Annotated in this window: 11 protein-coding genes and 1 pseudogene; 6 read left to right on the top strand and 6 right to left on the bottom strand. The window is 34.0% G+C overall.

Going from position 1 to position 19956, the window contains the following annotated elements:
• Positions 1–38: 38 nt before the first annotated feature.
• From C1Y58_RS02715 to C1Y58_RS27160, 3 genes and pseudogenes are all read right to left on the bottom strand, one after another.
• Positions 39–1571, bottom strand: a complete 1533-nt coding sequence (locus C1Y58_RS02715) for a response regulator transcription factor (protein ID WP_105614449.1) — start codon at positions 1569–1571, stop codon at positions 39–41.
• Positions 1552–3333 carry a sensor histidine kinase gene (locus C1Y58_RS02710; RefSeq protein WP_170311494.1) on the bottom strand — a complete coding sequence of 594 codons (1782 nt, stop codon included), beginning with the start codon at positions 3331–3333 and terminating at the stop codon, positions 1552–1554. The genes C1Y58_RS02715 and C1Y58_RS02710 overlap by 20 nt, the downstream gene beginning before the upstream one ends.
• 342 nt (positions 3334–3675) lie before the next feature.
• Positions 3676–3771: pseudogene (locus tag C1Y58_RS27160) on the bottom strand (rubredoxin-like domain-containing protein); the annotation flags it as partial.
• Positions 3772–4073: 302 nt separating this feature from the next.
• Between C1Y58_RS27160 and C1Y58_RS02700 the strand changes: the two are divergent.
• The 3 genes from C1Y58_RS02700 to C1Y58_RS02690 all read left to right on the top strand — a co-directional run bounded on the left by C1Y58_RS02700 (position 4074) and on the right by C1Y58_RS02690 (position 11071).
• Positions 4074–6245 (top strand): beta-glucosidase family protein, encoded by a 2172-nt coding sequence (locus C1Y58_RS02700; protein ID WP_170311493.1) that lies wholly within the window; start codon positions 4074–4076, stop codon positions 6243–6245.
• A 280-nt stretch (positions 6246–6525) separates the two neighbouring features.
• Positions 6526–9009, top strand: a complete 2484-nt coding sequence (locus C1Y58_RS02695) for an S-layer homology domain-containing protein (protein ID WP_105614445.1) — start codon at positions 6526–6528, stop codon at positions 9007–9009.
• Between the two features lie 703 nt (positions 9010–9712).
• Positions 9713–11071: a glycoside-pentoside-hexuronide (GPH):cation symporter gene (locus C1Y58_RS02690; protein WP_105614444.1), complete on the top strand. Its 1359-nt coding sequence runs from the start codon at positions 9713–9715 to the stop codon at positions 11069–11071.
• 148 nt (positions 11072–11219) lie between these two features.
• On the opposite strand, the gene C1Y58_RS02685 is transcribed toward C1Y58_RS02690, so the two are convergent.
• Positions 11220–12317, bottom strand: a complete 1098-nt coding sequence (locus C1Y58_RS02685) for a uroporphyrinogen decarboxylase/cobalamine-independent methonine synthase family protein (protein ID WP_105614443.1) — start codon at positions 12315–12317, stop codon at positions 11220–11222.
• 475 nt (positions 12318–12792) lie between these two features.
• Between C1Y58_RS02685 and C1Y58_RS02680 the strand changes: the two genes are divergently transcribed.
• The 3 genes from C1Y58_RS02680 to C1Y58_RS02670 all read left to right on the top strand — a co-directional run bounded on the left by C1Y58_RS02680 (position 12793) and on the right by C1Y58_RS02670 (position 18278).
• A complete protein-coding gene (locus tag C1Y58_RS02680) occupies positions 12793–14997 on the top strand; it encodes a beta-glucosidase (protein WP_170311492.1) in 2205 nt (734 codons plus the stop codon).
• Positions 14998–15291: 294 nt separating this feature from the next.
• Entirely contained in the window at positions 15292–17325 is a 2034-nt protein-coding gene (locus tag C1Y58_RS02675) for a beta-glucosidase family protein (protein WP_105614441.1), read from the top strand.
• Positions 17326–17354: 29 nt separating this feature from the next.
• The gene (locus tag C1Y58_RS02670) at positions 17355–18278 is read left to right on the top strand and encodes an AraC family transcriptional regulator (RefSeq protein ID WP_105614440.1); all 924 of its coding nucleotides are present in this window, start codon (positions 17355–17357) and stop codon (positions 18276–18278) included.
• 94 nt (positions 18279–18372) lie between these two features.
• Here C1Y58_RS02670 and C1Y58_RS02665 read toward each other — a convergent pair whose 3' ends face one another.
• Positions 18373–18720: a P-II family nitrogen regulator gene (locus C1Y58_RS02665; RefSeq protein ID WP_330404361.1), complete on the bottom strand. Its 348-nt coding sequence runs from the start codon at positions 18718–18720 to the stop codon at positions 18373–18375.
• A gap of 18 nt (positions 18721–18738) precedes the next feature.
• Positions 18739–19947 (bottom strand): ammonium transporter, encoded by a 1209-nt coding sequence (locus C1Y58_RS02660; protein ID WP_105614438.1) that lies wholly within the window; start codon positions 19945–19947, stop codon positions 18739–18741.
• Positions 19948–19956 lie beyond the last annotated feature (9 nt).

The following is a 19956-nucleotide window of genomic DNA, read 5'->3' as shown; positions in this document are numbered from 1 at the left end:
ACCCATAGGGTGGAATATATTGACCAGTTGGTTATCATCTATTCTCTGAATTCTTTAGGTGAACAATTATAGTGCTTCTTAAATACCTTAGAAAAATACTTTTCATCTTGGTACCCTACATTTCCAGAAATCTCTTTAATCGTCCGATTGGAGTGTTTTAACAAGTGTTTAGCTTGTTCCATTTTCATTAATGTAATATATTCTGAAATGGTTTGTCCTACTTTTTTCTTAAACGAGCGTGATAAATGTTCTTTAGAAACATAAAAATAGTCAGCTAAATAAGATAATGTGATGTTTTGCGTATAATGATTTTGTATATATGTTAATGTATCATCAATGAGGTTGGACTGGTCAGTAGTCTGTTTATAACTTGTCATTGTATTAGTGAGGACATTTTCCATACTATTAACTAAACTTTCTATTGTATCAAATGCGTCATGATCTTCTAATTCTATTTCTTTATATCTTAATTGAAAAGAAGCAATAAAGGCATCATAAACAGCTACTAAATCCTTTAGTCTTATATATGGATATTGAATGAATGACTTCTCAAAATCACTAAGAACAGTCCTAATAATTTCAGGCTTCAATAATTTAAGGTTAGCAGGAAGTTTTTTAGTCAGATGATTGATTAATTCATCCACTGGTATTTGATAATTAAGCTTTCGATAGGTCCAAACCTGAATATCACTATGACTATTCACATTGCGATTAATCAATGCTAGCTTAGCTTCATCATAACAACTCTTAATCTTTGATAAATCTTTATAGCGATTACTCATACCCATAATAGGTGTAATGTTGTAAAGCTTATTCAGCCATTCTTTGATACCTTGAAGTTTCGTATAGATATTATTCTTGTCACCCCAGTAAAGAATGACCACTTCATTTTCTGAGTTTAGGTATCTAAAGGAGAAACCGCTATCTTCATTAATGATCTCATTGCAAACATTATTTAATGAATAAAACAAGAGGCTTTTATCATTTTGAAATAATTGCTTGGCGAACTCATCTAAATCAGGTATTTGCACAAGAAGTAATTGATACATATCTTTGTTAGTTATACCAAAGTGATCACTGATTTGCTTCAGTTGACCTCTTGTAAATGTATTATTTGTAATGATATCCGATAATAGTTTGGAGTAGTATATAGGGGTATAGGTATTAACTTTTATCATATCTTTGGATATCTTTGATGCTTTTTGAACAGCATCAATGGCTTTACCAAAAGCTTCATTTAATTGTACTGGATCAATGGGCTTCAATATATAGTCAATTCCACCAGAACGAACAACTTGTTGTACATACTCAAAATTACTGTGGTTACTAATGGCGATTATTTGTGTATGATTGGTATTGTCTTGTATCCAGCGGAGTAGAGCTAAACCATCCATTTTGGGCATCTGCATATCGGTGAATACAATATGAATACCTTCTTTTTTTATAATTTCGGTAGCTTCCACACCATTTGAAGCTTCAAAAATCTCACAGCTGGGATAGTCTTCCCAATTGATTAAATAATTAATTGCCTTTATAACATGTTGTTCGTCATCAACGATCAGGATTTTCATTATCTTTTACCTCCGGGGTTATACTCATAGTTATTCGCACTCCATTAGGGCACAGGTTTTCAATATGAACAAAGGTATTACTAGGATAATACAATTTTAACCGATATGCAATATTGAGCAAACCTATTTTATCCTCAGGAAAGGTTGAGGTATTGAGCTTTTCTTGAAGTAAAGTCAGATCTTCTGGCGGAATGTTTTGTCCATTGTTTTCAATCTGAATGATAAGTTTCTCATTTTCACCAGAGCATCTAATATGAACATATCCCTTTATTTCATCATTCTTTTGGAAACCGTGTTTAAAGAAATTCTCTACAACAGGTTGCAAAATCATCTTAGGTACTTGAATTTGACTGAGCTGCTCATCAACATCAATACTATAATCAAATGTATGGTGGAATCGAAGCTTTTGCAACTCAAGATAATTAATCGTATAATGAATCTCTTCTTTTAATGGAACAAGTATGTTATTAGCATGCATTGTATAGTTCATCATATTCCCTAGTTTTAATATAAGTTGATAAATAACCATATCATGATGTTTTAGAGCTTCAGTGCCAATTGCTTGAAGAACATTACTAAAAAAGTGAGGATTGATTTGTGATTGTAAGACTTTGATTTGGTTTTCCTTATTAATTAATTCTAGTTTATACTTATACTCAATTAAATCATCGAGAGAATTCATCATATCTTGATAGTTCTCTGCAAGTATTCCAAATTCATCATCACGATCTATCTCGATCTTTGTCTTCAGATCACCGTTCTTAGTACGGTCCATGCTCTTGATCAAGACACTTATTGGTGAAGTAAAATGAATGGATACGTAAAAAGCCACAAGGATCATTAGTAAAATAAGAATAAAACCAAGTACGATACTAATACGAGCCATGCCATTAGCAGTTTTAAATAAGTAATTGTTAGGGATTTCCTTGTATATACCCCAAGTGATTATGTCATTTTCTATGGGTTCCGTAATAATCATCTTGTCTTTTAATTCCATGTAACTATTGGTGTTCTCATCCATATCTTTATACCATTCTTCTACCATCTGTAAACCTATCAGATTCTGATCTGAGGCATAAATAATAGTATCGTTATAATAGTCGACAATATATATGTTTTCGTATTCAGGGTTATATAAGTCTTTTGAAAATGCATCAAAAGCTTTTAAATCAATATCCACTGACATGTAGCCTAATAGATTATTGAGGGGGACATTATAGAGCTTTCTATGAAAAGTAATAACTGTTTTCTTAGGATTCTCTATGAGATGAGGTGTATTATAATCATGAGTCTTATGGGGAGGTTCAACAAATGTAGCTCTAGGGTCATCTCGACGGTATGGCGTATTAATGGTGATATCCTTTGAGGTTAAAAAATTCCTAAATAAAAAAGATTGACCATCATCATCTTTATATACATTGATTTGAGTCACATAATCCACAAGATTGCTGATGTAGTATAAGGATAGATGGATTTTATGGTAATCAACGTCATTGGAGTCAAGTTCGGTTATTAATGATTCATTATTACTGGTTACTTTATATGCTGTCAGAGAGCCTTTATTAACTAAGTCGAAATAGCTAGAGATGTTCTCACTACCCTTGGATAAGAGCATTCTATTTTCTTCAATAGCTGAATCCCTAAGGGAGTTGGTAGCGTATTGATAGGTTATAAACATGATGATACAGATAGGTAAAATGGTTGCAGATAGTAGTAATAAACGTAGTTTGCTCTTAATACTTCCTTTTAATAATGATTTCATTGTCATCCTCCCAAACGAGCTCTCCTATTTTGAATACTATTGTAGCAAAAAAAATCCCTTATTACAATTGCAATAAGGGAAGGGGTTATAAGGGGATATATACTAATTAAATTTACCTTTTTTAACGTGACCATTAATTTCTGCTAAGATTGCTTGCTGGAATTCAGTTGAAGTTTTTAATAAACCTTCAAAAATTTTGAAGCAACCTGGATCTAAGTTGATTTCAGCACCAGCTTCAGCTAAATCAGCAATACCGCTTAGTAATGTAAAGATCTCCATGTGAATTTCATTAGTCTCACGTGATTTTTCAATTAAGCTTGCTTTTTCATCATCTAATTTTTCAAATTTCTCTGGTCCTACACCACACTTAGGACATTTTTCTGGAGCTTCCTCTCCTCTGTGAACATAACCACACACTGTACATTGATATAAATTCATATTAACTTCCTCCTTCAATTATCTACTTATTATTATTTATATGAATGATTTTTCTATTCATAAATAGTATTTAAAACTTATTATTTAACTATGATCTCATTATAAATCAATTATTAAATAATGTCAATAGTTATATAATAATTATTATCAGTTATTTTAAGTTAGCCAGAAAGTACACAAATATGTGCAAGTAATTACAGTTATGCTTGACGGGTCTATTGTAATATAAAAACGAGTTAAGTAACAATCACTTTCAGTAATAATAAAGGTATTAAGAATAATGTAATCTGGGAGGAATGAAGATGTTTAATAAAGTTAATTGCAGTATGACAGATCAACAGATCAAAGATAGAGCAGAAGAACTATTAGCTCAATTATCTCTAGAAGAAAAAGTAATGATGCTTCATGGTGAATGGGATATGATAGGTAATATTCTTAATCATGGCAATGCATATAACCCTGTACCAATATGTACATTAGGTAACGAAAGACTAGGTATTACGCCAATTAAATTCTCCGATGGGCCACGTGGTGTTGTTATGGGGCACTCAACATGCTTCCCCGTATCTATGGCTCGTGGTGCCAGCTTTGATAGAGAGTTAGAAAGCCGTATAGGTGATGTTATCGGTAAGGAATGTCGTGCTCAGGATGCTAACTATTTTGCAGGTGTTTGTATCAATTTATTAAGACATCCAGCATGGGGGAGAGCTCAAGAGACATATGGAGAAGATCCATACCATGTTGGAGAACTGGGGAAGGCTTTAACAGAGTCTGTTCAAGAACACAATGTCATGGCATGTTTAAAGCATTATGCCTTGAATCAAATTGAAAACTCTCGTTTTAGAGTTGATGTTCAGGTGGATGATCGTGCACTTCGAGAGGTTTATTTACCTCATTTCAAGAAATCAGTTGATGCTGGTGCAGCTTCTTTAATGGGGGCATATAATAAATTTGACGGTGATCATGCTTGTGAAAGCAAGAAATTACAAACAGAGATTCTTAGAGATGAATGGGGATTTGAAGGATTTACAAGCTCTGACTTTATCTTTGGTATACGTAATACAAAGAAAGCTATCGAAGCAGGAATGGACGTTGAAATGCCTTTACCAATTGAGTATCATAATAAGTTATTAAAGGCTGTGCAGGATGGTGAGGTGAGCATAGAAACCATCGACACTGCTGTTAGTCGTGTTATTAAAACTCTATTAGTATTTGAAAACAGCCCAGAAAAACTAGAAGAATATACTATGGATATGGTTGCTTCTAGAGAACATACAGAGCTTGCGAGAGAAGCAGCTGAGAAGTCAATGGTGTTAATAAAGAATAATAATAATGTATTACCTCTAAGTAAAGAGGTTTATAAAGTTCTAGTGGTAGGAAAATTAGCTGCTAAAGCCAATACTGGCGACCATGGAAGTAGTAATATCTATGCACCGTATGTTGTCACTCAATTAGAAGGATTTAAGAATTATTTTGGAGATGGGGTAGAGATTATTCACCTTGATGAAGAAAAGGTTGCAGAAGCAAAAGTTCAAGCGAAGGAAGCTGACTGTGTGATCATTATTGTAGGTAACGATGCACAGGACGAAGGCGAATTTGTCGTGCCTGATGAAGAGGGTGGCATGAATATGCCGAACTTAGTAGCTAAAGGTTATGCTAACATGGGTAGGCTAGATGAATTTGCTAAACTTACACCACCAGAAGGTTCTAATGAGGAAGAAAAACAACGATCCTATACAGGAGCAATAGGTGGGGATCGCCCTAATTTATCCTTAAAAGATCCAGAAATAGAATTAATTCAAGAGATTGGCGCTATTAATCCTAATACAGTTGTAACCTTGATCGGTGGCTCAATGATTATAACACATGAGTGGGATCATATTGTACCTTCAATACTATACGGTTGGTATTCAGGTATGGAAGGTGGTAATGCTTTACCAAGAGTACTATTTGGTGATGTTAATCCTAGTGGTAAACTACCATTTACAATTCCTGAAGATATCAGCCACTTACCATACTTCAGTAGTGAAGATAATGAAATCACTTATGATTTATACCATGGTTACAGCAAGCTTGATAAAGACGGTAATAATGCATGCTATCCTTTTGGTTTTGGCTTAAGCTATACGACATTTAAGTATAATAAAATAGATGTATTAAAAGGTGAAGATGTTGTAGATGTGAAGGTAGCAGTGACTAATGCTGGAAAAGTCGATGGTGAAGAGGTCGTTCAAGTTTACGTTGGAATGGTAGACTCAAAGATTGAAAGACAGAAGAAGCTGCTTAAAGGGTTTGACAAAATCATGATTAAAGCTGGTGAAACAAAAGAAGTAATTGTAAAAGTCAATATAGAAGAGCTTAAGTACTTTGATACAGAAGATATGTCTTGGAAACTTGAAGAAGGTAACTACATCTTCTATGCAGGTGGGTCATCCGATGAAGCTAGTCTTTTAACCGTCGAACTCACATTATAAAGAATAAATTATTAAGGGGCTGTCTCACCTTAGATGATTTCCATCTAGGGTGAGACGCCCTTTTTTTGTTGCAAATAAAGAAAAACCGAGTTACCGAAGTAAACCCAAACAAGGAGAGTTTATCAAAAAAATGTGTCAGCAGCTACTTTAGTGTTTTAAAAATATAATCCAAAACATTATCTTGAAAAAAATGGACAAAATACCAAAATAATATTTAGCGAAATCAGTCGAATTTTGATAAAATAGCTATTGTTGCAAAAATGTATTAGGAGGGGAAAGTGTGAAAAAATTAAAAAGAACTATTTCTTTTATAGTTGCGATTGTATTATCAATAACTATTATAAGTCCATTAAAGATGGATAGAGTAAGTGCCCAGGCAATGGGGGATATCGATATGCGGTATTCTTATACTGTAGAAGAATGGATTATTGACGATATGAACACTAACATGTTTGTGCTAGACTGGAATACAATATACTTTATAGAGCTGGATGATTTTAGTATAAAAAAAGTGGTAAATGAAGACTATAATATTTCAAAAACATTTGTTGATATGGATTTATATGAAGACAAACTATTTGTTTCAGATATAAGTAAGAAGCAGATTCAAGTCTATGATTCTAAAACAGGTGAGTTAAGGCAAACAATAAATTTAGATATATCACCAAGAAGTATAGAAGCGAATGAAAAAAGTATATTTATAGTAGCTGATGGAGGAATATATGAGTATGATTTGTCTAGAAATGAGCTTACTTTAATCTTAACAGAGCAATGGAAGCAATGGTCTTATAAATCAGATATTGATCATAAAATACTATTAGAGGATAATTACTTATATATTGAAGACGCATATCGAGGGGAATTATTTAAGTTTGATTTAGATACAAAACAGTTTGTTGATGCACAGGATATACATGGAAATGGAATATATGGTATCGTTATCCAAGGTGATGATTTATATTTTGGGGGATATAGGATTGATAAAAATGATTTATCAGTAGAGCATAATATATACGTTAGAGACGAAGAAAGATTAGGTGCATATGGTGCTTTAGGCGATAATATTATACATGTTGATGAGAAATATGTATTTTCTAACAATGCTGTATATGAGAAAACTACAGGGGATAAAATAGGTATATTTGAAGGTGTAGAATATATTATAGTAGATAGTATAGGAAATTACTATGTGTATTCTCTAAATGACCAATACCTCAGAAAATATAAAGAATTAAAAGATATTGTGAATTATTATTTAATAGATGAAGAGGAAATACCACAGGTTAGTAATATAGAAATTAAATTAAATGCATTAGATGACATTGAAGTGACGTGGGATGGGGTCAGTGAAGCGGAAGGATATAATGTATATCAAGCAACTGGTGAAAACTCTAAGTCATATACAAAATTAAATAGAGAACCAATAATGGATACTAGTTTTATTATTGAAACTTCAAATATATATGGATATGTAGGATATTATTATGGGGTTACAAGTATAAAAGGTGGTAAGGAATCAAAAAAAATGTATGTTAGCTCTGACCATCTAAAACCACAGGATAAGTTGGTAAAAGAGATGATGTTAGATGAAGAAACAACCAAAGTAAAAATAGATCCATCTATGTTTTATATGGAATTTTCTAGAGAGACAGAAGACAGAATGTATATACCTATCACAAATAATACGAAAGTAACAAATATAACTATGGAAAGTAATCATTTAATTGACATTTTAGATAGAGGAAACTCTGAACTGTCATCAAGAAAAATTCATTTAAAAACCGAAAATGCATCGATGGCTTATTCTGTAGGTAGTTTTAGTGAGCATAATATTGGCGATAAAATCTACATGTTAGCTAATGGGAAGTTAAAATTTACCATAGATGTAGTGAATGACAGTAACTTCGAAGAGTTATTAAAAAAGAATAATCATAAATTATTATCGAATGTAGTTGATTTTAATGTTAGCGCTATAAATAATAATAAAATAGTAGAGCTATATAGATTTGATCATTCTTTTGTGGAGCATTGGATACCAGTTAATAAGATTAGTAGTTATGATAATATAACTGGAATCAAAATAGATAAACAATCAGGTGGATTTACATTTATGCCAACAACATTTATAGAAGATGAAAATGGAAAGCATTGGGCTATAATAAAGGGTAACGGAACAGGAACATTTGCAGTAGTACAAACAAATAATGAATTCTCTGATATAAGTGATCATTGGGCTAAAAGAGATATTGAGTTATTATCAAACAAGCTTTTATTATTAGGATATAATGGTAATTTTAATCCTGACAAAAATATTACAAGAGCAGAATTTGCAACACTACTAATTAGAGGGTTAGGATTAAATATTGAAAAGGCTGATAAGCAAGTTTTTAAAGATGTAAAAAGAGATGATTGGTATGCAGATGCAATAAACACAGCTATTATTATGGGTTTAGTTACGGGATATGAAGATGATACCTTTAAACCTATGAAAGAAATAAGTAGAGAAGAAATAATTGTTACAACTATGAGAGCATTAGAGATTATTGAAGGAGAAAAAGAAGCAAATACATTAGTACTATCAAAGTATGAAGATAAAGGTAAAATTGGTGATTGGGCTAAGGACTATGCTGCAAAGTCAGTCGAAATAGGTATAGTAGAAGGAAGAACAAATAATACCTTTGAGCCAAAATCTCAAACTACACGTTCGGAGAGTGCTGTAATAATAAAAAGATTAGTTGAAAGATTAGATTTTATAAAGTACTAATTTAAAGTAATTTTGAGCTCGCTCAATATCGTGTAATTTATCCACTATAAAACGGGAATGCGATCTCTATTTAATAGTTACGTATGACTAAGAGGGGATGTCTCATAATAGATGATTAATCATCTAGGGCGAGATGCCCCTTTTTTATGTCCGAAATAGGAAAAGACGAACCCAATAAAAGCTCGCCTCTGGTATAATCAAGAACCTTATATAAAACCAGCAAACTATGAACAATCTAAAAAAATCACCAAATACATGTATCAGAAAAATTTACCCGGTATAGAAAAGTATCGAACGTCTAATGACTCTTAATGTTTTGTGTGTGGATACTATAGTACAAAAGAGAAGATGAAGTTACTAGATGGAGTGGTTAGGTACAAGATGAAATTAAAGAAAATGGCTTTAATATAGGGCTTTCAGCATCTTTGAATGTTGATCAGTGTAGGATAATAATTTACAAAAGGCAATAATTATGTACTAAAATGATATAATTATTGTTATTCAACTCTGTATCTAGGAAAAAAGTATATAAAAATTAGATGTTTGTAACCAAAAAATATAGTTTTGTTAACTCAATTATTGAGTGGTTATAAAAGTGAAGTCATATTGAGTAATTTTTTGTATAGAAGACAGCGGTATAGTAGAAGTATCCTAAGCTTAGAAATGATAGGATTATAGTAACAATTTTGAGGAGGTATTACTTATGGATAGTAGCAGTGCTAAACTAAAGATGAGAGAAAAACTAGGATATGCTTCGGGGGATTTAGCATGTAATTTAGTTTATCAAGCAATAAGTATGTTTTTACTTATTTTTTATGTAGATGTATATGGGTTATCACCTATTCAGACTTCTATACTTTTTGTTGTTGCAAGGATATGGGATGCAATAAATGATCCAATTATGGGATTGATAGTTGATAAAACTCATACACGTTGGGGGAAATTTCGACCCTATCTATTATTTGGAGCGATTCCTTTTGGTATTATTGGAGTGCTTTGCTTTACAACACCAGATTTCAATGAGGTTGGAAAAGTTATTTATGCCTATGTTACCTATATTGGTCTCGGTATGATTTACACAGTAGTCAATGTACCTTTCGGTGCTTTATCATCTTCAATGACTCAAGATTCAAATGAACGTACATCGATTGCTGCTATGCGGACATTTTTTGCTACTACAGCAGGTGCTATAATAGCGATTGGTTTACCTAAAATGATTGCTGCTTTAGGTAATGGCAATGAAGCACTTGGTTATCAATTATCTATGATCATTCTATCAATCTTTGGTATTATTTTATTATATGTATCTTTCTTCTCGGCCAAAGAACGTTATAGTAATACAGATCCTAATGCACCTAAAATAACGATTAAAACCACGGCACAAATGATTAAGTCCAATCGACCCTTACTGATTATTTGTTTATTATTTGTTGTTCTATTCGGTAACATGACCATTGCTGGTTCCGTTGGAACCCTTTACTTCAAGTATAACTTACAACGCTATGATCTTTTTGGACTAAATGCAGCATTAGGAATGATATTAAATATGCTCATTATTCCATTTGTACCTATGCTTGCTAAGAGATTTGAAAAGAAGAAGTTACTTATGATTGCATTAGTGATCAATATTATAAGACCTCTTTCTATGATTGGTGATAATATTCCAGTAATATTCATAGGTACTGTAGTAGGTTCAATAGGTGCAGGTATTTTAGCTGGTCTTATTTGGGGATTGGTTCCTGATACCATTGAGTATGGTGAATGGAAAACAGGTGTTAGAGCTGAAGGTGCGGTTTATGCAGCAACTGGATTTTTCTTTAAACTAGGAATGGCTTTAGGGGGATTATTACCAGGATTTGTAATGGATTGGACAGGCTATGTAGCCAATGCAACGCAAACACCACTTGCTCTATTTGGAATCAAACTTCTGATTATGGGTGTACCATTAATCTTAAGCATTGCCATGCTGCTGATCATGCGTTTCTATGAACTGGATACGAAGACCTATAGTGAAATCGTTGAAGAACTTAATCAACGCAAAAAGCTACAAAATGTATCCTAAATTCTACCCTGCCTTCCCTTTTAAAGTAGAGGGAAGGTAGTGCATTATTTTGCTACTATTTATGTGATTCTTCTTCATGAACTATAGATTACATTTTAATAGTAATCAAGGGCTATCTCAACTGAGATATGCCCCTGATCAATTCATTCTATTCGTGTGTTAACTCTTCAATTCTCTTAAGTATTCGTTTACAATCTTCTTCACCAGTGTATACAGGAACAAAGAAATGAAGACCTTTTGATGATAAATTCTCCATCAGCGGTTCGATATCTTCTGGTGTATTTAAGAAGAGTAATAAGCTCTTTCCGGCTGTTTGAATCTTCTTAAGGCTTTCCATGTAGTTAATGACAGAAGGTTGACCAGCTACGTTTTGCCATTGAATGGCTTTTAACTTGTCAACAGATAAGATATGGTCAAGGTGACGGATTTGCTCCACACCATCAAGATGGTAAATTGGGTTGTCAAAGAACTCACATTGCTTATGCAACTCAGGAAGGGCATACTTTTCATACATGTCTGATGAGAACATTACAGACATATCGACTTGGAGTTGTCCATTTTTACCTGGTGCCCATGAGCGCATCCAACCTACACCACTACCACTTTGATTATTGTCTTTGATGATATCATACATTTCATTATAGATACTTTCCCATCCTTTTTGGATTTTATCAAGAGCAGGATGAATATAGTCTGCACCCATGAACATGTCCATCATGACACGGTCACTACCTTGGATAGAACCAAGAGCATCTAAGTTACCAGCACAGTCTGGCATGGATACAAAGAACTCACCTTTAGCTTCATCAACTAAATACTTAGCAGCTTCTAATGTTTTTTTATACCAAAAGCTTTCTTTATCAAAAATGACTTCAGGGTTTTCATGATACTCGCCGTGGAACCAAATTGAATCGTCTGTAAAACCATGAGTTACACCTTTAAAGAATGCAGCATGTCCACTAGGTCCTAGGTTTAGGAAAATTTGAGGAATCTTATCGCCAACCCAAGAAAGGTTCTCCCACTCATATTCATGTCTTTTTAAAATCCATTCACTATCAGTCCAGAACTTCATGACATCTTCAGGATTACCGTTTTTAGGTGGTACTAATTTAGATGAGTCAAAATTTCTTGGATCGATATGGGCTGCTGGAGCCATAAATGTAACGACTGGCCGATCAATAATTTCTTGCTGCCAAAATGCTGTATGTCTAGCTTTTCTTTTATCCCAATCAGATATGTATCTCATTTTTGGAACCTCCTATTAATAAATGTTTAGTTAAGAGTTTTTGTACTCCTGTTACTATTAGTCTACCATTCTTTGTACATCTTTTCTTATCGTTACAAACTAAGTTTTGACTAATTTTCTGCTAATTTTAATGTGAATTATTCAAAGAAAGTGGTATTTTTTTAGATCAAGATATAATTTATTTAAAAACTTGCTTTAAAATATATAATTTCTTATTTTTATAAGTAAAAAGTAAGTGTTAAACCATTTTCTCATAGGATTAATTGGTAGACATATAGAAGGTATAGCTAGTTTTATAAGTGATTATAACCGAAATCTACATAATAATATAAAATTGTTATATTCCTCTAATAAAATCTATGTCTTCCTTAAGAGTATTGATAATAAAGTGAAGAAATACTAGCTTTTATAAGGGTTATGTGAAAGATTGCATGCCATGTACAATAGGCATATATTAATTTTTGGAGGTCAATATATGTTTAACAAAAAGAATTGTCCATTAACAGATGAACAAATTAAAGAAAAGGCAAAAGATTTATTAGCAAAAATGTCTTTACAAGAGAAAGTTTGGTTGCTTAACGGTAACTGGGATACTATTGAGAATAGAATGAAATATGATAATGGATACAATCCTGTACCTATCGAGACAAATGGTAATGAACGTCTTGGTATCAATCCAATTGCTTTCTCAGATGGACCTCGTGGTGTAGTTATGGGGAATTCTACATGTTTTCCTGTATCCATGGCTCGTGGGGCAAGTTTTGATAGAGAATTAGAAAGCCGAGTTGGTGATGCTATTGGTAAAGAATGCCGTGCACAAGGTGCTAACTATTTCGCTGGTGTATGTATTAATTTGCTTAGACATCCTGCATGGGGAAGAGCTCAAGAGACTTATGGAGAAGATCAATACCATATTGGTGAGTTTGGTAAAGCACTTACTGAGGCTGTTCAAGATCACAATGTGATGGCTTGTTTAAAGCATTATGCTGTTAATCAAATTGAAAACTCACGCTTCTATGTGGACGTAGAATGCGATGATCGTACATTACATGAAGTATATCTACCTCACTTTAAGAAATCTGTAGATACTGGTGCCGCTTCTTTAATGGGATCATATAATAAATTCAGAGGTGAGTATGCATCACAAAATCCTGAGTTATTAACAGATATTCTTCGTGATCAATGGGGATTCGAAGGTTTTACAAGTTCTGATTTTATCTTTGCCATTCGTGATACCAAGAAAGCCATAGAAGCAGGTATGGACGTTGAGATGCCAATGCCGATCTATTACCAGCAAAATCTACTAAAAGCTGTTGAAGATGGGCGTGTACCTGAAGAGGTTATCGATACTTCAGCTCTTAGAGTTCTTGAGACAGGCTTAGTCTTCCAATTAGCTGATGAAAAAATGGAATACACAATGGATATGGTAGCAGGTGACGAGCATAAAGCCTTAGCTCGTGAAGTAGCAGAGAAATCAATGGTATTAATCAAAAACGAAAACAATGTTCTTCCATTTAGTAAAGATGTCAAGAAAGTACTTTTGGCAGGTAAATTAGCTGCTAAAGCCAATACAGGTGATATGGGCAGTAGTCGTATTATTCAACCCAACACTGTAACGCAATTAGAAGGTTTTCAATACTACTTTGACGAAGATGTTGAAATTATCCATTATGATGAAACAGAACTTGAAGCGGCTAAAGAGGTAGCTAAAGAAGTGGATGCTGTCATCATTATTGCTGGTAATGACTGCCTTGATGAAGGGGAGTCTGTTATTCCAGCAGATGAAGAATTATCTGGTTTAGATATTGGTCAATTGATGGGTATGGGTTATGCCAACATGGGTAAACTTGATTTCTTAATGCAAATGAAAGAACAAGCAAAAGCCAATGCACCAGAAGGCACTGATGAAGAAGGAGTGGAATCATATACAGATGATGGTACAGGTGAGTCTTTAGGCGGTGATAGAAGTTCACTATCTCTTAAGCCAGCGGAGATTCAACTGATTAAAGAAATAGGAGACATCAATAAGAATACCGTTGTATCCTTAGTTGGTGGTTCAATGATCATGACAAAAGAATGGGATGAAGAAGTGCCAGCCATTATGTTCAGCTGGTATTCAGGTATGGAAGGTGGAAATGCTTTACCGCGTCTCTTATTTGGTGATGTGAATCCTAGTGGAAAACTTCCATTTTCTATTCCTGCTGACGAGAGTCACTTACCATATTTCAGTGATTCAGATGCTGAGATTACTTATGATCTATACCATGGTTATAGCAAACTTGAGAAAGATGGTCATAAACCTGCTTATCCATTTGGTTATGGATTAAGTTATACAACATTTGCATATAATAAGTTTGAATTAGTTAAAGGTGAAGATACAGTAACAGCTAAAGTTACATTAACGAATAAAGGTGATGTAGTAGGGGCTGAAGTCGTTCAGGTATATGTAGGTATGGTAGATTCTAAAATCCAGCGTCAAAAGAAACTTCTTAAAGGATTCGAGAAGACTATTCTTCAACCAGGTGAAATTAAAGTAGTGGATGTAGTAGTTCATATTGATGAATTAAAATATTTTCATACAGAATCAAAAACATGGAAGCTGGAAGAAGGTAAGTACAAGTTCTATGCAGGTGGATCATCAGATGGAGCCAGTCTTCTTACAACTGAGATAACACTGTAACTTATCATGCTTGAATAAAATAAAATGAGTCATTCTAAAGTGTCCCTAAGATTAAGAAAAGGAGGCACTTTTTTATATATGTAAATGAATTTGATGCGCAAACATATCCAAAAAGCTATTTTGTACACTGAAAATAGCAGTTTTTTAGAGATATACTATCAAGAATAATGCTATGATTGTAGCAAAAAAGATTTTTAAATATCCAATAATGCTGACATAACTTTTGATAGGTAATTCAACATTTGATATAATCATCATAAAGATTAATGGACTTAAATAGACGGGAGTAATTGTATGGAAAATTCTCATCAAATTATAGAAAAGTATACTTCCAGTATACTATCACGTTTAAATATTGAAGAAAAGATTCGTATATTATGTGGTAAATTAACACCACTTGAGTTCAAGGAAGAATATGAGTTAGGTGATGAGATGTCGTTCTATAATGCTGTGCCTTATTGTTCGGGAGAGGTAGCTGGAGAGTCATTTATACCTGTTAAGTTTGTTGATGGTCCACGAGGGGTGGTCTGTGGAAGTTCCACCTGTTTTCCAGTTACTTTAGCAAGAGGTGCAAGTTTTGATCCTGATTTAGAAAGACGTATCGGTGTAGCTATGGCTAAAGAAGCAAAAAGTTATGGTGGTAACTTATTGGCTGCTGTATGCATCAATATTATTCGTCACCTAAGAGGTGGAAGGATTCAAGAAAGTTATAGTGAAGACATGCATGTTCTCAGCAAAATGGGGAGTTCTTTAGTTAAAGGTATTCAGAGTGAAAATGTAATGGCTTGCGTAAAACACTTTGCATGTAATAATATCGAAAATACGAGAAGAGATGTAAATGTATTAATCGATAAGCGTACGTTACATGAAATCTATTTACCCCACTTTAAAGCTTGTGTAGATGCTGGTGCTGTATCAGTTATGGCAGCATACAATAAGGTTAATGGCAAGTACTGTTGTGAGAGCAAGGAACTGTTAACAGATATTTTGAGAGATCAATGGGGATTCCAAGGTTTTATAATGTCAGATTTTATATTTGGCATTCATGATGCTGCTAAAGCTATTAATGCAGGTTTGGATCTAGAAATGCCTGTTGCGATGTACTATAAGAACAGCTTGAAATCGGATATAAATGAAGGTTTAGTTTTAAAAGAATCTATTGATGAAGCAGTTAAGCGTCTTTTAGTTACGACCCTCTCTTTTTATAGTAAAGAAGAAATGGATACGAATTGTCTAGTTTCTTTAGAGCATGTAGCTTTGGCTAAGGAGGCAGCTGATAAGGGAATCGTTCTTATTAAAAATGAGGATGAAGTACTTCCAATTACAAAGAGAGAGAATATCGCTGTATATGGAGAGTTGGTTGATGTAGCCAATCTTGGAGATAGAGGAAGTAGTTATGTAAGACCACCTTATGCTATTACCCTCAAAGAAGGTCTCATGAATCGGGTAGTACCAAAAGGTTGTAGTATTACCACTGGTGAAAGAGATGAATCACTAAAAATGATGAAGCAGCGAGCAATGAAAGCTCATAAGGTTATCATCGCTGTTGGAAATACCTATAAAGACGAAGGTGAATTCTACGATGTTATAGGTGGTGATAGAGAAAGTGTTCGTCTTAGCGAAAAAGATCAAAGTCTTATAAAAGAGCTATCTGAAGTGAATGATCATATTATCTTAGTTGTATATGGCAGTGGTTTCATATTTAAAGAAATAGAAGATCGAGTTAAGTCCATCGTAATGGCTTGGTATCCTGGTATGGAAGGTGGTAATGCCTTAGCGGACATTCTTTATGGTAATATCAATCCATCAGGTAAATTACCCATTACCTTACCTGAAAATGAAGGTCAAATGACTATTTTTGATAACAGGCACTTAAACGTAGCCTATGATTATTACCATGGATATATGTTAATAGATAAAATGAAAACGGAAGCAGCCTATCCTTTTGGATTTGGATTAAGTTATACTACATTTAAGTTTGATTATTGTCAGGTGTGGCATGATCCTATAGAAGATGACGTTATAGTTAGGACGCGCTTAACGAATACAGGGGGTATAGATGGCGTAGAAGTTGTTCAAGTATATACAGGTGTCCTTGGAAGCACAGTACATCGAGCCAAGAAGACATTGAAGGCTTTTAGAAGGATAGCCCTAGGAAGTGGACACAGCAAAGAAATAACTTTTAAAATACCTATTAAAGAGATTCTATCGTACTATGATGTGGATCAGGAAGGATTTGTCGTAGAGAGCTCAGTTAAGAGTATACGTGTATATACTGGTAATAGCTCTTCTAATGATGATTTAATCATGCAAGAGGTTGTCCTATAAATGAAAAATAGAATTGAGTTGGTGGTTTTATGAAAGATTTTGGACATAGTTATGAAATAGTTAAATATTTTGATGGTATTCCAATGAAAACTCTTTTTGTCGGTATCAACGATTTCAGCTACCATTGGCATAAAGAAGTGGAGATTATTTTTGTTTTAGATGGTTCTATTGAATTGGTTCTAGAGGACAAGCAATGCACCTTAGAAAAAGGTGATTTATTCCTGATCAACAGCTATAAAGTACATGCTTTTGGTAATCTTAATCAACACAACCTTTTGATGATCTTACAGTTTGATTCTTCTATATGCCGTAGAGAAGAGAGTGACGATATTTATACTTTTGATTGTAATTCCCTGGAAGTAAGTGACCATAAGAAGATAGCCATGGCTAATTTACGATTATGCATGGCTAATTTGGGTAGAGAATATCACCTAAGACGTGCTGGATATGGATTTTATCTTCAATCCTATTTTTTTAAGATTATCGGTATACTTATTCGTCAATTTAATTTAGATGGTGAAAACATACAATATATTGATGACCGAACTTTAGACTGGGTAAAAAATATTCTTAAATATATTGATAAAACCTATACCACAGGTAATCTGTCTTTAGATGAGGTTGCTAAGTTTGCCAATATGAGTTCTTCACGTTTTAGTCATCTCTTCAAGGAACGAGTAGGTATATCTTTAAAAAGATACATTACGTTATTACGTGTTGAACAGGCCAAGGAATTACTAAAGACCACTGATTTTACTATATTACGTATTGCTAATGAGTGTGGTCTCAATAACGAATCCCTTTTATATAGAACATTTAAAAAGCACGTTGGTATGACACCTAAAGAGTATCGAAAAGGTAATATAAAAGTCCATAAAAATAAAGTTGAACACGGTTATCAGATATCCGATGAAATCGTGATCCTTGATGCTATTTCTAACTTCATAGTATAGGGAAAGTATACTTATCTTTTAAATAATCAAAGAGGTTGGTAATAATATGAAGAGAGGAGTGTACTTGAGTATCGTATACTCCTCTTCTTTTCTCTCATAATGCCTTTACACCTTCTTCTCCTGTACGTATTTTAATCACATTCTGTACAGGATAGATAAATATTTTTCCATCACCAACTTCACCGGTATAAAGAACTTTCCGAGCAGTCTCAACTACTTTCTCAACTGGAACTTCACAGACTACAATTTCGAATTTAATTTTTGGAATTAGATTAATCTCTAAAGGAATGCCTCTATAGGTTTCTTTAATACCTTTCTGCATGCCACAACCTAATACATGAGTAATGGTCATACCTGTAATACCAATTTCATTGAGAGCTTCTTTTAAGTCATCGTATTTAGATGGGCGTGTAATAATATCTATTTTAGTCAATGTATCCATAATTAAATCCTCCTCAGATTATAGATTTAAATAGGCAGAGATACCATGTTCTATTGCATCCAAGCCATCAGCTTCTGTATCACCTGCAACTCTTAGACCAATGGTTTTCTTGATAATGCTAAAGGTTAGCCAAGCTAGAAAACCGGCTGAGGCTAATGCTATCAGTGTGCCAATTCCTTGAGTAAGAAGCAACCCTGGTCCAAAACCCAATAGTAGTCCACCATCTTTTGCAAAGAGACCGATAGCTATTGTTCCAAAACTTCCACAAACACCATGGACAGATATTGCTCCTACGGGATCATCGATGTGGAATTTCCGATCCAGTAACTCTACAGAAACAACCATTAATAGTGCACTTATTATACCAATAGCAATAGAGGCACCGAAACTTACCATATTGGCTCCAGCAGTGATACCTACAAGACCGGCTAGAGCACCGTTTAATGTAAGAGCAGCATCAGGTAATTTGTAGCGAAGAATGGAAAAACAAAGCGTAGCTAACGTTGCTGCAGCGCCAGAAAGTAATGTGGTTATAGCGGCATGGATCGTTTCTGATGAAGTAATATCAAGAGTACTTCCTGGATTGAATCCAAACCAACCAAACCAAAGAATAAGAACACCTAATGCGCCTAATGGTATGTTATGACCAGGAATAGCCTTGACTTTACCGTTTTTATATTTTCCTTGCCTTGGACCAACCATTTTAGCACCGATCAATGCACAGATACCTCCGACACCATGAACAGCGGTGCCGCCAGCAAAATCTCTAAACCCTAGATTGGATAGAAATCCACCACCCCAAATCCAGTGACCGATTAGGGGATAGATTAGCGTTGTAGCTACTATGCAAAAAAGCATATAGGAGGTGAATTTCGTTCTTTCTGCAACAGCACCTGAAACGATGGTTGCGCAAGTAGCTGCAAATATGGCCTGGAATAAGAAGAAGGCATAAAATGATATACCAGCCACTTCATCAGGTGTATCCATTAGCATAAAATAATTGGTACCTACAAATCCAAGAGTATCTTCTCCATACATGAGTCCAAATCCTATTAAAAAATAGCAAATGACGCCGATGGATACGGTGGTAAAGTTCTTCATAATAATGTTGACAGCATTTTTAGATTGAGTAAATCCTACTTCTACCATGGCAAAACCAGCATGCATCAAAAAAACCAGAATACTAGCTAATAAAACCCACATTGTATTAATTACATAAGTTGACATAACATCACT

This window comes from Vallitalea okinawensis, assembly GCF_002964605.1.
GTDB classification, from domain to species: domain Bacteria; phylum Bacillota; class Clostridia; order Lachnospirales; family PQDH01; genus Vallitalea_A; species Vallitalea_A okinawensis.
The sequence above is the reverse complement of the archived record's forward strand: the minus strand, read 5'-3'. Positions and strand labels throughout refer to the sequence as shown.

Bases quoted from the DNA above. Each gene is read 5' to 3' on its own strand.
- C1Y58_RS02660 (WP_105614438.1), bottom strand. From the start codon at position 19,947: ATGTCAACTTATGTAATTAATACAATGTGGGTTTTATTAGCTAGTATT.
- C1Y58_RS02680 (WP_170311492.1), top strand. From the start codon at position 12,793: ATGTTTAACAAAAAGAATTGTCCATTAACAGATGAACAAATTAAAGAA.
- C1Y58_RS02685 (WP_105614443.1), bottom strand. From the start codon at position 12,317: ATGAGATACATATCTGATTGGGATAAAAGAAAAGCTAGACATACAGCA.
- C1Y58_RS02665 (WP_330404361.1), bottom strand. From the start codon at position 18,720: ATGGATACATTGACTAAAATAGATATTATTACACGCCCATCTAAATAC.
- C1Y58_RS02690 (WP_105614444.1), top strand. From the start codon at position 9,713: ATGGATAGTAGCAGTGCTAAACTAAAGATGAGAGAAAAACTAGGATAT.
- C1Y58_RS02710 (WP_170311494.1), bottom strand. From the start codon at position 3,333: ATGAAATCATTATTAAAAGGAAGTATTAAGAGCAAACTACGTTTATTA.
- C1Y58_RS02715 (WP_105614449.1), bottom strand. From the start codon at position 1,571: ATGAAAATCCTGATCGTTGATGACGAACAACATGTTATAAAGGCAATT.
- C1Y58_RS02700 (WP_170311493.1), top strand. From the start codon at position 4,074: ATGTTTAATAAAGTTAATTGCAGTATGACAGATCAACAGATCAAAGAT.
- C1Y58_RS02675 (WP_105614441.1), top strand. From the start codon at position 15,292: ATGGAAAATTCTCATCAAATTATAGAAAAGTATACTTCCAGTATACTA.
- C1Y58_RS02670 (WP_105614440.1), top strand. From the start codon at position 17,355: ATGAAAGATTTTGGACATAGTTATGAAATAGTTAAATATTTTGATGGT.